Source organism: Arcicella sp. GW821-FHT09D11 (assembly GCF_059416265.1).
On sequence record NZ_JBWKOV010000003.1, the window covers coordinates 444,291 to 460,089 of the forward strand.

General features: G+C 35.3%; 11 protein-coding genes. 4 read left to right on the forward strand and 7 right to left on the reverse strand.

Translation table 11 applies throughout. From position 1 onward, the window contains the following. Positions 1-108 precede the first annotated feature (108 nt). The gene (locus tag AC07N0_RS12075; protein WP_492799975.1) at positions 109-564 is read right to left on the reverse strand and encodes a MarR family winged helix-turn-helix transcriptional regulator; all 456 of its coding nucleotides are present in this window, start codon (positions 562-564) and stop codon (positions 109-111) included. 112 nt (positions 565-676) lie between these two features. Continuing rightward, a complete protein-coding gene (locus AC07N0_RS12080; protein ID WP_494589359.1) occupies positions 677-2,590 on the reverse strand; it encodes a hypothetical protein in 1,914 nt (637 codons plus the stop codon). A 95-nt stretch (positions 2,591-2,685) separates the two neighbouring features. Here AC07N0_RS12080 and AC07N0_RS12085 point away from each other — a divergent pair, with 95 nt between their 5' ends. Together AC07N0_RS12085 and AC07N0_RS12090 are read left to right on the forward strand one after the other, a co-directional pair. Further along, positions 2,686-3,243, forward strand: a complete 558-nt coding sequence (locus AC07N0_RS12085) for a Maf family protein (protein WP_494589360.1) — start codon at positions 2,686-2,688, stop codon at positions 3,241-3,243. A 224-nt stretch (positions 3,244-3,467) separates the two neighbouring features. Next, positions 3,468-6,248: an alpha-amylase family glycosyl hydrolase gene (locus AC07N0_RS12090; RefSeq protein WP_494589361.1), complete on the forward strand. Its 2,781-nt coding sequence runs from the start codon at positions 3,468-3,470 to the stop codon at positions 6,246-6,248. Between the two features lie 94 nt (positions 6,249-6,342). Here AC07N0_RS12090 and pssA read toward each other — a convergent pair whose 3' ends face one another. Genes pssA through AC07N0_RS12110 form a run of 4 tightly spaced genes read right to left on the reverse strand, consistent with a single transcriptional unit; the run spans position 6,343 to position 9,288 of the window. Continuing rightward, on the reverse strand, positions 6,343-7,068 hold the full coding sequence (pssA, locus tag AC07N0_RS12095; protein ID WP_494589362.1) for a CDP-diacylglycerol--serine O-phosphatidyltransferase: 726 nt from the start codon (positions 7,066-7,068) through the stop codon (positions 6,343-6,345). Between the two features lie 25 nt (positions 7,069-7,093). Further along, positions 7,094-7,735, reverse strand: coding sequence for an MBL fold metallo-hydrolase (locus AC07N0_RS12100; RefSeq protein WP_494589363.1), 642 nt, complete (start codon positions 7,733-7,735; stop codon positions 7,094-7,096). A 60-nt stretch (positions 7,736-7,795) separates the two neighbouring features. Then, the gene (locus tag AC07N0_RS12105) at positions 7,796-8,488 is read right to left on the reverse strand and encodes an SAM-dependent methyltransferase (protein WP_494589364.1); all 693 of its coding nucleotides are present in this window, start codon (positions 8,486-8,488) and stop codon (positions 7,796-7,798) included. Positions 8,489-8,514: 26 nt separating this feature from the next. Continuing rightward, positions 8,515-9,288 (reverse strand): alpha/beta fold hydrolase, encoded by a 774-nt coding sequence (locus AC07N0_RS12110; RefSeq protein ID WP_494589365.1) that lies wholly within the window; start codon positions 9,286-9,288, stop codon positions 8,515-8,517. Positions 9,289-9,859: 571 nt separating this feature from the next. Between AC07N0_RS12110 and AC07N0_RS12115 the strand changes: the two genes are divergently transcribed. Further along, positions 9,860-13,207, forward strand: a complete 3,348-nt coding sequence (locus tag AC07N0_RS12115) for a TonB-dependent receptor (protein ID WP_492799982.1) — start codon at positions 9,860-9,862, stop codon at positions 13,205-13,207. A 62-nt stretch (positions 13,208-13,269) separates the two neighbouring features. Here AC07N0_RS12115 and AC07N0_RS12120 read toward each other — a convergent pair whose 3' ends face one another. Then, the gene (locus AC07N0_RS12120) at positions 13,270-13,626 is read right to left on the reverse strand and encodes a CoA-binding protein (protein ID WP_494589366.1); all 357 of its coding nucleotides are present in this window, start codon (positions 13,624-13,626) and stop codon (positions 13,270-13,272) included. A 103-nt stretch (positions 13,627-13,729) separates the two neighbouring features. Between AC07N0_RS12120 and AC07N0_RS12125 the strand changes: the two genes are divergently transcribed. After that, positions 13,730-15,772, forward strand: coding sequence for a hypothetical protein (locus tag AC07N0_RS12125; RefSeq protein WP_494589367.1), 2,043 nt, complete (start codon positions 13,730-13,732; stop codon positions 15,770-15,772). Positions 15,773-15,799 lie beyond the last annotated feature (27 nt).

A 15,799-nucleotide genomic window follows, 5' to 3' on the forward strand; every position in this document is an offset into this window, starting at 1 on the left:
TAATACGCTACAAATTTAATGTAAAAACATTTAATGTTAATACATTTATTTGTTAATTTTTTGTTAATATATTTAAATTGCTGAATTTCAACCAATTAAAAAATACTATTACGCCGATTTTCTCATTTTATTAAGTAAATCGTGTAGATTATTAATCTCATCTTTGCTTAGTCTGGAATAATTCCCCTCCCATTCAGCCACCTTTTGGTCTAATTCGTCTATCAATAATAAGCCTTTATCCGTAATCGCTACATCCATCGACCGCTTATCCGTTTTAGAACGTACTTTTAAAACCAATCCTTTTTCAATTAATTTATCTACCAAACGAGAACCGTTCGACATTTTATTTAGCATTCGCTCGATGATAAAATTTACTGAAACAGGATTTGGCGAACTTTCAAGAAGGATTTTTAACACAAAATATTGTTTGTCTGATAAATTATATGACTTTAAAAGTTGTGAATAGTGATTAAGCAACCAACTATCTGTGTACATCAAATTCACAGCAACTTTTTCATAAACATTCTTAAATGACTTCTGTTTAATGTCTTTTTCAATGGACATAGGCAAATGTATTATTTTAATTTATAGGATATTTTTTCATTGTTTAAAAAAACGTAAGCTAACTTGATATTGTTTCAACAATACGTTAAAAGTTAGTTAACGGTCATTTTTATTATTTAAATGGAACTATCTCGGGTGCAGAAATATCAAAATCTTTCAATCTGAGGTTATAAGTCGTATTAAACGACGCATCTAATAAATTAACATTCGGCAAATTGGGGAAGTATGAAAACTTTATTTGGAACGTATTAAATGTTAGATTTTCATTCCTTAATCGTATACCAATGCCAATACTGGTATAAGGCGTTTTGTTAAGCAAAAACTGGTTTTTAGGATTAATAAAAGCAAAATCTGTTTGGAAAAAAGGAGCAATCCTAAATCCAACAAAGTTTAGCCTTGAAAAAAATACTATTTGATAACCTATACCCAGTTTTTTTGTTCCCCACAGCTTATCACTATTTACATCCAAAATACCATTTTCGCGGTTAATATTGACGAACTCACCTGTATAGCGGTCTGTACCAAAGGCATATTTTATGTTGACAAAATGCCTAATCTGAGTGCGTCTTCTAAAGGCATGAAGGGTACTAAAATAGTTAGATTCTATACTCAAACCTGTTGTGCCATTAGAATATCCCCCAAAATTCACTAATCCATAAAGATAACCCGCCTTACCAATGTACTCTCCCTTGGCTAATTTCAATCCCGCATACATCCTACTCCCGTATGCGTCTGAATTTTCTAAGCCAGTTACAAAAGTGGCTAAGGATCCATAAGGGACGTCTTCTGTTAATCCAAAACCATAAATCAAAATATCTCTTTTATATTTTCTGTTTGAAAAACCTATGCCAATTAAATAATCAGTATGGTTTCTAAATAACTGATTGGTATCAGCAGTTACTATGGGGCGTTTATCAAACCTGACATCACTAAATCGAAGTCCGACTACAAACCTAGAACGATTGTCTTTCCCTTTGTTCAAAAAATTAACTTTGAAGGCCCTGGCTAGCCAAAAATCTACAAAATTCTTTTGTATCGGAAAAGTGTAATAGGTGGTATCGTTAAGTAGATAAGTTGTGCCATCATACCCTCTGAAGGTGGTCAAATCATTATCGTCTTTACTTACTACAAAACCACCAGCTACTTTCATTTCTGGAGTAAGAAAAGGACGGTAGAATCGAAGGGCATAGTGAGCAACATCTCTTTTGAGCTCGAGTTCGGCCTGACCAGTAATAAACGAACGACCAATATATGGAATAGTATAAATGCTGGCATATTCCAAAGCAGGACGCCGCTGGGTATTCAAAAAAAATGTATTGCTCCATGAATGCCCTATTCCTCTAAAATTAACCTGACGTACCCTGAGTGTATAATTTTGAAAACCATTTATCTCTCCGTCAGCCAAAAATGACCAAACATCTTGGGTAAGCACCAGTAAATCTACTAAATTAGGAAACTCTGGGTCAGGAATAATCAATATTCTGGCATCATGCAAAATAGCACTTTGACGCATCACCCTTTCGTTGTCTCGTAGTCTATCTGCATCAATAATATCGCCCACATTAAACATCAAAAACGATTTCCTGATGACACTCTCCTGCGTGTTGACATGTAATGAACTCAGAAATTTATCTAAGCCTTGGGCTTTTCTGGCAGTATCGGCGATACTTTCTCCAAAAACTTTCAAACGCTTCACATATATTTTGCGAATTACCCTTCCTTCATATTGTGTATAAGGGTCTTCGTCAATTTTTACTACTTCTTGCCCTTGGTTGTTTACATTATAAACATCTCTAAACAAAAACCCGTGAATTTCTCTGAGTATTTTATTTTTTGAAAATCTTTTTTTCAGATTGGCATACGTGATGCTATCCTTAGCAGACTTCATACTGACAGAAACTGGTATTATTTTAGCGGGTACGGGTATCTCTGGAGGAGCTTGTTTCAGAAGTGAGTCTAGGTTTTGTGCAATTAGATTGATGGGAGTAATAAAAAGCAAAAGCATCATGAAGAAAAGAAACTTCATGAATTGATTCACTGAATTTAAGTAAATTTGTCGAGCTTTATTCATTACTTTTTAATTTCCCAAAAGAAAAAATGCTTCAATTAACTAAACCACTTATGCTGGCATCAAACTCGCCACGTCGCCAACAATTATTACGTGACGCTGGTTTTGAGTTTACAGTAAGGGTAAAAGATACCAACGAGGATTTCCCAGCTACCATGCCTCCTACTGAAGTTCCTGCTTTTTTAGCATTAAAAAAAGCGGAGGCTTTCAGACAAGAACTCGATAATCAGATTATCCTTACAGCCGATACTATCGTTGTTGTGGATGATGAAATCCTAAATAAACCCCAAGATGCTACCGAAGCAAGCTTGATGCTTAAAAAATTATCTGGCCGACAGCACCAAGTAATCACTGGCGTTTGTGTAATGACAAAGGAAAGTACACAAAATTTCATTGATGTTGCTAATGTTTTCTTCCGTGAGTTAACGAACCAAGAAATTGAATATTACATTAAAACCTGTAAGCCTTTCGATAAAGCAGGTGCCTATGGTGTTCAAGATTTTATTGGTATGGTTGGTATTCCGCGCATGGAAGGCTCATATTTTACCGTAATGGGCTTACCTGTCCATCGTGTTTATGATGCCCTTAAACCTTTCTTTGTAATTGACTAAAATTTCGTACCAGCATTTACCTAGTTTCTGATTCTACAAAACGCTTTTTTGATAGAATCAGAAGCTAAAAGCTTATACAATAGCACATTCCCTTGCTGACCTTCGCAACATAATACTATTTATCAAAAAAATATTTCTACAATATACCTGTATAGCACTCTTCCCGACTACTCATCTATTTCTATTACCTTAGCATTTCCATTAACCAATCTTTTGTAAATATCATGAAAAAAATAATTTTACTATTCACCTTATGCTGGGTGACTAACCTTTGCTCGTTGGCACAGGTCGTCACCACAACGCCAGCATTACCTAATGGAGACCAAGACGTTACACTCATCTTCGACCTCAAACTAGCTAAAGATTCACGTGCAAAAGCATTATTAGGAAAAACATCCGACGTTTATTTATGGTCGGGTGCAGGTACAACCGATACGGGCGATGCCTTCCAGTATCAACCCAGTGGACAAACCAATTTTGCACTTCCTTTTGAAAAGGGCAAAATGACATCACTAGGAAATGATGTGTGGAGTATCAAACTAAAACCTAGAGATTATTTTGCTGTACCCACTGCTTTAACCATCAAACGCTTAGGAGTACTTTTAAAAAGTGGTGATGGTAAAGCTCAAACAGAAGATTTAATCGTAACGATGTACGATACAAAGCTAAATGTAGCTTTTATTAAACCCCAAGAAAAATCATTTTTTGCTACTGCTGGAAGCACTATTCCAATTTTAGCGGTAGCCTCTAAAAAAGCCACTTTGAATTTAAGTATTAATAATACGAATGTTTTAACAATGATTGACAAAGATTCTTTAACGTATTCGCTTAATGTTGGTAATGTTTCTGGCGAAAGTCAAACAGTAAAATTTACAGCTACTACTACAAGTGAAACTTCAACCACTGAATTTACCATTATAGTAAAACCAACGCCTAAGACTGAAATCCTACCTTCAGGGTTTAAAAATGGTATTAATTATATTTCCGATACAAAGGTTGCGTTAGTACTTTTTGCGCCTAAAAAAGATTTTGTTTATCTCATCGGTGATTTTAACCAATGGAAAACTGATGCTAAATACCTAATGAAACGTACTCCCGATGGGAATACTTATTGGCTAGAAGTTGAAGGTTTAAACAAAGGTGAAGAATATGCTTTTCAGTATTTGGTAAACGGTACACTAGCAGTGGGGGACCCTTATGCTGAAAAAATACTTGACCCAAACAACGACCAATATATTTCAAGTACTACTTATCCTAATCTGAAAAAACTTCCTGATGCTGTAAAAAGCATCGCCTCTGTTTTTCAGACTGGGCAAAGTGTATATCCGTGGAAAACTACTACCTTCAAACGTCCTTCACAGGATAATCTAATCGTATACGAATTACATATTCGTGATTTTGATGTAGATGGTTCCTACAAAAATGCTATTAATAGAATTCCTTATCTTAAAACATTAGGCATCAATTGTATTGAATTAATGCCTGTGAATGAGTTCTCGGGGAATGACTCTTGGGGCTATAATCCAATTTATTACTTTGCCCCTGACAAAGCATACGGTACTAAAGAGGATTTAAAAAAATTCATTGATACTTGTCACGAAAATGGCATTGCCGTCGTGCTTGATATTGTGTTCAATCAGGCTGATTATGAATTTCCTTATGTAAAAATGTATTGGGATGGTACACAACCATCAACGGATTCGCCTTTTTTCAATCAGCAAGCTACGCACCCATTCAGCGTGTTTTTTGATTTTAATCATGAAAGCAACAATACCAAAGATTATGTGAATCGTGCCAATGAGTTTTGGTTGAAAGAATATAAAATTGATGGATATAGGGTTGACTTAGCCAAAGGCTTTACTCAAAAAAGCTCTTCAAATGATAGTCAGTTCAGGGTTTATGACCAAAGTAGGGTTGATATTATCAAGGGGTATTATGATAATATCAGAAGTTTTGACAAAGATGCCTATTTCATTTTAGAATTATTTTCGGAAGACAAAGAAGAACAAACCTTTACCGATTTGGGGATGATGGTTTGGACAAACTTGAATGGCGATTTTAGAAATGCTGTAAAAGGTAATGCTAGTGATTTCACCCGACTTTCATACAAAGCTCATGGCTTCAAAAATCCTGGGGCTATTGGTTATATGGAAAGTCACGATGAAGAAAGAGTGGCTTATGATGCTTTGAAAAACAGCAAAGCAATCTTTAGTGTGGCTACTGTGATGGAAAGAACGAAAGCTGCAGCGGCCATGTTTTTTGCGATACCAGGGCCAAAAATGATTTGGCAATTTGGGGAATTAGGCTACGATGTTTCAATCGACCAAAATGGTAGAACAGGCAAAAAGCCTATTCACTGGGAATATAAGGATGATGCCGATAGGTTAAAACTTTACAAAGTGTTTTCTGAACTAATTAAATTAAAGACCACTCAAGCAATATTTAAAAGTACAGATACACAAACGGATTTGGGTAATACGGTAAAAAAAATTATCTTAAATTCAACTACTCAGCAAGTAATAATTGTGGGCAATTTTGATTTAGAACAGAAAACAATTACGGATATTTTCCCAAATACAGGCAAATGGTATGACTTCTTTAGCAATGCTGAAATTAATGTAAGCGACTTAAAAGCAAAATACCCGTTTGCTCCTGGTCAATTTCATGTATTGAGCACTACTGCCTTTCCTCAACCAGAAGCAAATTTGGTTCCTTGGAAGTTAGAACAAGAAAGAGTGTTGGCAAGTGAACAAGAATTGGACGCGGATATAAAAATATATCCTAACCCAAGTGAAGAAATCATCAATATTGAAGTGAACGGAAATCAAAGGGAAAATCTAGTATTCAAGATTCATGATTTGATGGGAAGAACGATTTTTGAAAGTGAGCAAAAAGATGCAAGTAAGCCTTATACAATAGATGTGCATAAGTTTCAACAGGGTATTTATTTGTTGAATGTGACGCAGGGACAAAAACAATTTAACCAGAAGTTTATTAAGAAATAGACTTCTGGTTGCTTATTTGGTAGTTTATAAAAAACTGGCTTCCTAACAAGCAAATATGCGGATTAGGAAGCCAGTTTTTGTGTAAGCTATATTATCAACTTTCTTTCTTCTGAACCATATTCTGAATAATAGACAGCGCGATATACATTAAAATAATGATAGGAACTGCTACAAACTTCAGTAAGATGATTAGTAAGATGGAGAGAATCAAAAAGATATATTTGATTTGATTTGATTTCCATCCAAAATCCTTGAATTTCAAGGCAAACAATGGTAATTCAGCAACCAATAGATAAGACATCACGATTGAATAGATAATCAAAACATTATAATTGATAAAAATCGATTTGTATTCGGGCTGATAGATGGCGATTAATGGTAAAGCTGCTACTACCAATCCATTTGCAGGCGTGGGTACGCCAATAAAAGAATCACTTTGACGAGTATCAACATTAAATCTAGCCAAACGCAAAGCCGAGAATACAGCCAGTGACAATGCTATATAAGGTTTATGAAAACCAAAAAGCCCCGTAGTACAGAATCCATCGCAACTACCCTCTATCAAATGTAGCATGATAAATGCAGGCAAGGCACCGAAACTAACCATATCTGCTAGAGAATCTAATTCTTTTCCGATAGGTGAAGTTACGTGTAATAATCTAGCGACAAAACCATCGAACCAATCGCACACCAATGCGATACACATTAAATAAGAAGCTATTTCTAAATTACCGTCAAAAACATTTAAAATGCCAAAGCATCCGCAGAGTAAATTGGCACAAGTTAGTGTGTTAGGAATGTGTTTTTTAATTTCAATCATTAGTTATTCGAATGAGAAGTGGTTTTTACAGTTTGATAAATGGATTATTTACTTTTTCGTATCCAATAGTGGTGGTCTCTCCATGTCCTGGGTAAATAACCATATCATCATCAAGGGTGTAAAGTTTGATTCTAATACTTTTTTCTAACGCTTCAAAACTAGATAAAGGGAAGTCGGTTCTGCCGATGCTTCCTTTGAATAGCACATCTCCACTTACACAAATCTTCTGGGCTTTATTTAAAAAGGCTACATGACCAGGAGCATGCCCCGGCACAAAAATTACTTCTAACGTAGACTTTCCGAAAGTAATGATATCTCCTTCTTCAATAAAAACATCTACCGTGGAAGCCTCATAGTTTGGAAAGCCATAATATTCAGCTCTACTTTCAACATTTGATAAGACAGGTAAATCTTCTTTATGCAAATGCAATTTCACGCCATAGGTTCTTTTGATAAACTCATTGCCAAGTACATGGTCAATATGAGCATGCGTATTGAGCAAATGAACCACCTTTAAACCTTGGTCTTCGATATAGTTCTTTAAAGCACTGCGTTCTTCATACACATGACAGCCTGGGTCAATAATGACACATTCTTTGCTTTCGTCAAAAAGAACATAAGTATTTTCGCCAAAAGGGTTAAATCTGAATGTCTGTACCTGAATCATTTTATATTGTAATTAGTAAAGTTAAAGAGTGCACAAAGATGAAGATAAATACTCGAATTTTTAAATTGACAATAAAAACATCGTCGGTTTTTTGTGCAAATCAGGTTTCTGTTTTTTCCAGTCAGCAATTGATTTTGTGTGAATAAACTCATCAGAACCAGTTACATTACAGGCAATACATAAGAATGTATTTGGGGCCAGACTACTTAGCAAGTCATCCAAAAGTTGATTATTCCGAAAGGGCGTTTCCATAAAAATCTGAGTTTGTCCTTTCTTAGAGTCGTTCTCCAATACTTTTATTTTTTTACTTCTTTCTACCTTATCAATGGGCAAGTAGCCATGAAAAACAAACGATTGTCCTGAAAAACCAGAGGCCATCAGTCCCAATAAAATAGACGAAGGCCCCACTAAGGGTACCACTTTCATGCCTAACTGATGGGCTATTTGTACAGCCAAAGCACCAGGGTCGGCCACTCCTGGACAACCAGCTTCTGAAACAACCCCAATAGATTTACCCGCTGGAATTGCTTTAAAATATTGCTTTATTTTAGCAAGCGGCGTATCCTTGTCTAATTCAAAAAAATGAAGCTGGTCAATTACTTTCCCTACTTTCAACTCACTGATAAAACGGCGAGTTGTACGAATATTTTCAACAAAATAATAATCTGTCTCTTTGATTACCTCCTTTATTTGAGGCGAAAGCACAGATTCAGACGTATCAGGCGCAAGTATTGAAGGAATTAAAAAAAGCATTTTAAGTACGATTTGTATGTTATAAATTATGAATTTACAAATCGAGAAACGATTTCAATAAATTCCTGTGGCTTATCGGCTTGTACCCAATGCCCTGCTCCTTCAATGCTTTGTATTTCATAATTTGGGAACAATTCCCAGATTTTACGCTCATCCTCAGGCTGAATATAATGAGATTCCGCACCACGCAAAAATAATACTGGCTGTTGTACAGTGTGTTCATTTTCAAGCTCATGCCCTACTACATCAATATTTTTGGCAATCACAAGCACATTAATACGCCAGTCAAATTCATTATTTTTTTCAGGATTTCTCCAAAGATTTTTCAATAAAAACTGACGTACTCCTTCGCTTTCTTCAAAGCGTTTTAGAGTTTCGTTGGCTTCCGTTCTACTTTTAAGCGTTTTCAAATCTACGGCAGCCAACCCTTGTAAAATCATAGAATGGTGTACAGGGTAAAATTTAGGAGCAATATCTACCACCACCATCTTAGCAAATGCCTCAGGATAATTCATGGCAAACTGCATGACGGTCTTCCCTCCCATCGAATGCCCGATTAAAATGGGGTTTTCGATGCTGTTTTCGTCTATAAATTCTTTTAAATCATCAGCCATTACTTTATAATTGAACTCCTCACTTCTAGGCGACTGACCATGATTTCGTTGGTCAAGCATGTATACAGTAAAATGCTCTCCGAGTACCTTTCCTATGGTAAGCCAATTATCAGACGAACCAAAAATACCATGTAAAATGATGATTGTTGTAGGGCTATCTCCTGATTTTCTAAAAAATAATTTCATTTAAATTGTTTAATTTCCCAAAATTTCTAAAAGTATTATTTATTACACTTAATATAGCTAAACCTTTAAATTTGGTAATTAATTTTATAGTTTCTGATAATTATAATTTCTATATTATTTGAGACTAAAACATTTTTTTGATAATTTTAGTTATCTCAAATAAAGTATTGATAAATTGCTTTTTCAAAGTTCCTCTTTCTTTTCCAATATTACAAATCGCTCTCAAAGTCATTTTAGGGCAAATTTATCCATCTAATATCCTTTTAGAGGGTCTCCAAAAACAACATTTAACATATAAATAATAATATTACTTATATTGTATAATCTTAAAAAAATACTAAACTAATAGAGTTTTCTCTCACTTGTATTGTATTTAAAACAATATCATAAATAAAATAAAACACAAATAAACTTTTCAAATATTTAATTGCACTATATCTATAAATCAAGCAATTAGGGCAATCTTGTTTACAGTTTCTTAATAGTAGTATATTGTTCATACTAAAAAAAAGTTGTTATTTTGCATTCAAATTCACCAATTCAAATTCTAACTAAATTCCAAATTTTCAACATGAAAAAATTCTTTACAACAAAGGTAGTTTTCGGTTTCTTACTGATTTTTACTGCTTTTTTTTCAGGAAATACTTTTGGTCAAGTAACAAGCTCACAAATTACGGGTATCGTTACGGATGACAAAGGTTCTGGGCTTCCAGGAGCTACAGTAATTGCTGTCCATACTCCTTCTGGTACTCGCTACGGAGTAATCACAAATGCTGCTGGTCGTTATACCTTGCCAGCCGTTCGTGTGGGTGGTCCTTACACAGTTAAAGCTTCTTTTGTTGGTTTTAAAGACCAAATCCAAGAAGACGTTAGCGCTAACTTAGGAGCTGCATCAAATGTAAATTTCAAATTAGCTGAAACAGAAAATGTACTTAATGAAGTAAAGGTAACTGGTAGTCGTTCTGATATCATGTCTTCAAACCGTACAGGTGCGGCAGCTTCATTTGGAACAAACACTATCAACAGCCTTCCAACTATCGGCCGTACTATCAGTGATATTACTAAGTACAACGCTTATAGCAATGGTCGTTCTTTCGCTGGTCAAGATAGCCGTTTCAATAACTTTACGATTGATGGTTCTGTATTCAACAACGGTTTTGGTTTAGGTAGTTCTGCACAAGCGGGTGGTCGTACTGGTACAACTGCTGTTTCTTTAGACGCTATCGAACAGGTACAAGTAAACATTGCACCTTTTGACGTTCGTCAGTCTGGTTTTGCTGGAGCAGGTATCAACGCCGTTACGCGTTCAGGTACAAACGAATTCACAGGTTCAGCTTATCACATTTTCAGAAATAGTGATTTAGTAGGAAAGAAAGCTGATGGAAGAAAATTATCAACTGTTAACATCGATGAAAAAACGTATGGTTTCCGTGTTGGTGGTCCAATCATCAAAGATAAATTATTTTTCTTTGCTAACTACGAGCAATTTAAAAGCTCAAACCCTGCTTTAGACTGGGTAGCTAACCGTCCAGGTGCTACAGGAGGTAACGTATCTCGTGTATTAGCTTCAGATATTGAAGATTTAGGAAATTTCATGAGAACTAACTTCGGTTATGAAATTGGTGCAATTGATGGTTTCAACAATGAAGTAAACAGTAAAAAAGGTTTGTTACGTTTAGATTATAACATTAATAACAACCATAAATTAAGTGTTCGTTATTCTCACCACGATTCTGAAACTGGTTCAATCATCAGTAACAGTAACAGTAGTAGTACTGCTGGTAATGGTAACCGTACAAACTCTTCTTTGGCTTTGTCTCCACAAAATTCAGGATATAAAATTCAAGATAACACTCGTTCAATCGTTGCTGAATTAAGTTCAACATTCAACAGTAAGTTTGCCAATAGCTTCATCGCTACATACAACAAACAAATTGAAGACAGAGCTCAAGTATCTCTTTTCCCAACAGTTGATATTTTGAAAGATGGTTCTACTTATACTACAATGGGTATGGATCCATTTACGCCAAATAACAAATTGAATTATTCAACGTTAAACTTCACGGATAATTTAAGTTACTTCGCAGGTGCACACACATTCACATTAGGTCTAAGCTACGAATACTTTACTTCTAATAACGTATTCTTCCCTTCTTCAAACGGTGTTTGGGTATTCAACTCAATTGCTGATTTCAAAACTGCCGCTTTAGCTTACAAAGCTAACCCTGCTTTAACGGTTTCTCCAGTTACAATCAACCGTTTCAACTATCGTTATTCATTATTACCTGACGGAGTAGAACCTCTTCAAACATTGAAAGTTTCTAACTACGCTGCTTATATCCAAGATGAATTCCAAGTGAACGATAAATTAAAAGTTACTGGTGGTCTTCGTTTTGATATCTTTAGTTATGATAACTCAACATCTGAGGCATTCTATAACCCAGTTGTTGGTGCTTTGACTTACAAAGACGAAAATAATAATAATTTAAGAGTAAACACTGGTGCTTTCCCAACTGCTAAAGTATTAGTTTCTCCAAGAATTGGTTTCAATTATGATGTTAAAGGAGATAGATCTGTTCAAGTAAGAGGTGGTACTGGTATTTTCGTATCTCGTATTCCTCAAGTATTGGTATCAAACCAATTGGGTAACAACGGTGTGAATACTGCTGTAATTAACCAAACTGCTACAACAGCTTATCCATTTACATTGAATCCTACAGTTTACAAGCCAGCTACAACAGACATCACTAAATTGCCTGCTTACGTTGTAAACGCTTCAACAGAAGATTTGAAAAACCCAATGATTTGGAAATCAAACCTTGCAATTGATTATAAATTGCCATTTGGTTTAATCGGTACTTTAGAAGCTCTTTATAACAAAAACATCAATGCTTTACGTTATATCGATGCTAACTTAAAAGGTGCTTCTGCTAAATTTGACGGTGCTGATGCTCGTGGCCGTTTCCCTGCTTCTGGTCTTTCTGGTACAGCAGTAAACACTGCTCGTTATTATAACGCTGCTACTACAAACGTATTCGTATTAACAAATACTAACAAAGGTGAATCTTATTCATTCACTGCTAAAATTGAAAAACCAACTGTTAATGGTTTAGGTGGTATGTTAGGTTATACGTATGCTGTTGCTAAAGATATCCAATCGGTAGGTAGTACAGTACAAGCAAACATTCCTACAGTAGACGGACAAAATTATTTGACAGCTTCTTATTCAGATAACGACTTACGTCACCGTTTTGTAGGTTATGTAAATTACCGTATCAACTATGGTGGTGAATTTGGTGGATCAACAATGTTTACGTTAGGTGCTGTTTCTAACAGTGGTTTCAAACAATCATATACATTCGGTAGTGATTTCAACGGAGATGGTCAAATCAACGACTTAATCTATGTTCCTAACAAAGCTTCTGATTTAAGCTTTATTCCATTAACAGTGGGTACTGGTGCAACAGCTAAAACATATACTGCTGCTGAACAAGCTACAGCGTTTGATGCTTATATCGAAGGTAACCCATACTTGAAAACTCGTCGTGGACAATATGCAGAACGTAACGGTGGTTATTCTCCATGGTTAACACGTTTTGACTTCACAGTTGAACAGGATTTCTATGTTAAAACATCTGCTAAAGGAAAGAAAAACACTATCCGTTTACGTGCTGATATCTTAAACATTGGTAACTTATTAAACAATGCTTGGGGTGTAGGTAATGTTTCAACAAGCAGTAACCCATTGAACGTAACTATCAGTTCTACTGGTGTACCAACATATAGAATCGGAACACAAGTTATTCAAGATGCTGATGGCAACAACCAAACAATCTTATTACGTGATTCATTTGTAAAAAGTATCACAGTTGATAACGTTTGGCAAATGCAGTTGGGTATCCGTTATATCTTCAACTAATACTTGAAAGATATCATAAACAAAAAAGCTCAGAGAGATTCTCTGAGCTTTTTTGTTTATGATCAATACTGCTTAATAGATAATAATACTAATGTACAGGCCTCTTCTACAATTACTCCCTGTTTCTGAGCCATTTCTTCAAAGGCATCATTTTCTGTACCTGGATTAAAAATAATTCTTCTTGGTTTTAACCCTAATAAATAATCATATAAATTTGGCTGATTTCTGGGTGCTACATACATCGTGATGGTATCAATATCTTCAAGAGGTAACTGATCCGTTTTTATGGTGTGTCCAGCAATCTGCCCCTTCTCCTTTCCCAATAATTCTACTTCATGACCGTTCGCCAATAACATTTGGGTGGCTTTAAATGAATATCTTCCGGGGTTGCTCGATGCTCCTACTACTAATGTTTTCATAACTGTATCAATTTTTCAATAATTTATTTTACTTTTAAACATTTTTCTGATGGCTTTTAGTTCTTTAGAAAATTCAAGACCATTTTTATACAACATATAATCTATGCACATTCCTGATTCTTATGATGAATTGAGTCAATTCTGGACGAATCATCAACAAGAGGCTATCTTGGCATACACAAGCCAAAAAGATTCTTTTATTGTAGGGCTACTGCCTGAACAATCAATATCCATGCCTGCTATTCAATTATTTTATATTTTAGAAAAACGTTTCGGTCAGGCAGCATTATATCAAGCACTCAATACGTCGTTCACCGTTCAAAGCCCAATTGCTCATCACACAGATACTACATGGATAAAAACCGTCAACATGGTGGGCATCAATGTTCGTACCATTAGTAGTTTCTTTAACGTAGTAAAATATGCATTAACCCTACCTTCTTCTCAGTCTTCTATTCATTTACTGCCTATTTGGGAATGTGGTGTGGTAGCTAGTTTGTATGGAATGGCAAGCTGGAATATCAATCCAGAGTTTTTTGATGAAGATTTAGCGAGAACATATCCTCATCTTGATACGGTAGAAAAACAGTTGAAGGTAGTGACTAATCTTTTACACCTGATGGGCAAAACAGTTGGAATGGATGTGATTCCCCACACCGATAGGTATTCTGAAATAGCATTAGCCAATCCTCAGTTTTTTGAATGGTTACAAAGAAAAGACTTTGAAATTATCAACCATGATGCCGACTTACACAAAAAAGTTCAGGAACAAATTCTAGCTTTTATTCATCAGTATAGGCCTGCTACTGAAACACAGTATCCTCAAGAAACGGAGACTTTTTTTAATAATGCTTACTTTCCAGAAGAACAACGGTTAAAAGTGCTGTTTGGTGAAAAAGATAACCTTTGGGATAGAAATAAAAAACGCAATCAATTAATCAGTCATTTATATCATGAAGGGCTTGAGCCTGTGCCTGCTACAATGGCTCCGCCTTATAGAGGGTTGGAGGTAGATAAGCGTGATGAAGCCAAAACGATTGATGAAGACGGGCGTGTATGGAGGGATTACTGTATCTCAAAGCCCGAAGGGATGTCTAGGGTTTTTGGACCACTTGCCAGATTTAAACTATATGAGAGTTTAGATAACAACCAACATTGGGAAATTGATTTTTCGAAACCAAGAAAAGAAGTTTGGGAATATGCAGCACAAAAATATTTAGGCTTCGCCCAACATTATAATTTTGACTTCATGCGTGGTGATATGTCGCATGTGCAGTTAAGGAAACAAGGCACGCCTGCTGACCTAGACCAATATTATGATATCCACAAATATATCAAAAAGATTATTTGTGAAATAAAACCAACTTTTTCGTATTTTGCAGAGAGTTTTTTAGCTCCGCCCAATACAATGGCTTATGGTGTGGAAGAAGAACACCTACAAGGGTCTGATGCAGATAGTACTTTAGGCGATTTACAATCGATGGTACTGGGTTCTGAAAAATTTGTTACCTCTTTTGCTCGTTATCATTCATTATTAGAACGCTGTACTTTTGCTCCCAACTTTACAATTATTACAGCAGACAAAGACGATCCGAGATTTGATGAATTTTATTTGCAAGGAAATGACATTAGAATTTTCATGGCATTATTTTTGAGTGATATGCCTTCGTATATGAGTTTGGGCTTTGAACAGAGAGATTTACACAATACTCCCCTACCAAACGAGTATTATACTAAATTATATGTGTTTCAGCTTACAAAAGGGCCTAAAGCAACTCATACAAAATATCAGTGGGGTAAAAATGGGGCATTTTTTAAGGCATTGACTATTTTAAGGAAAATTTCGGAAGAAATAACTTTATCGATAGGAAATCAGCAAACCAAATGGCTTATTCCACCAGATTTTGAAGGGAAAAATAAGGTAATCATTTGGACTCAGGCAGAGAACCCTCTTTATCTATTTATCGTAAATTTAGATACAGAGAACAAAAGCGCTGAAATATCTTTTGAAGATATATTAGTTACAAAGCATTTAGAACTTATTTATAGTAATAATCAGCAAGCAAATTTATCTTATAATACAGGCAACATCAGGATTAACTCATTAGAAAAAGGAGAATATAGTATTTACCGTTATCTTTTTTAAAACATTTGAGTAATCTCATAGTTTTAA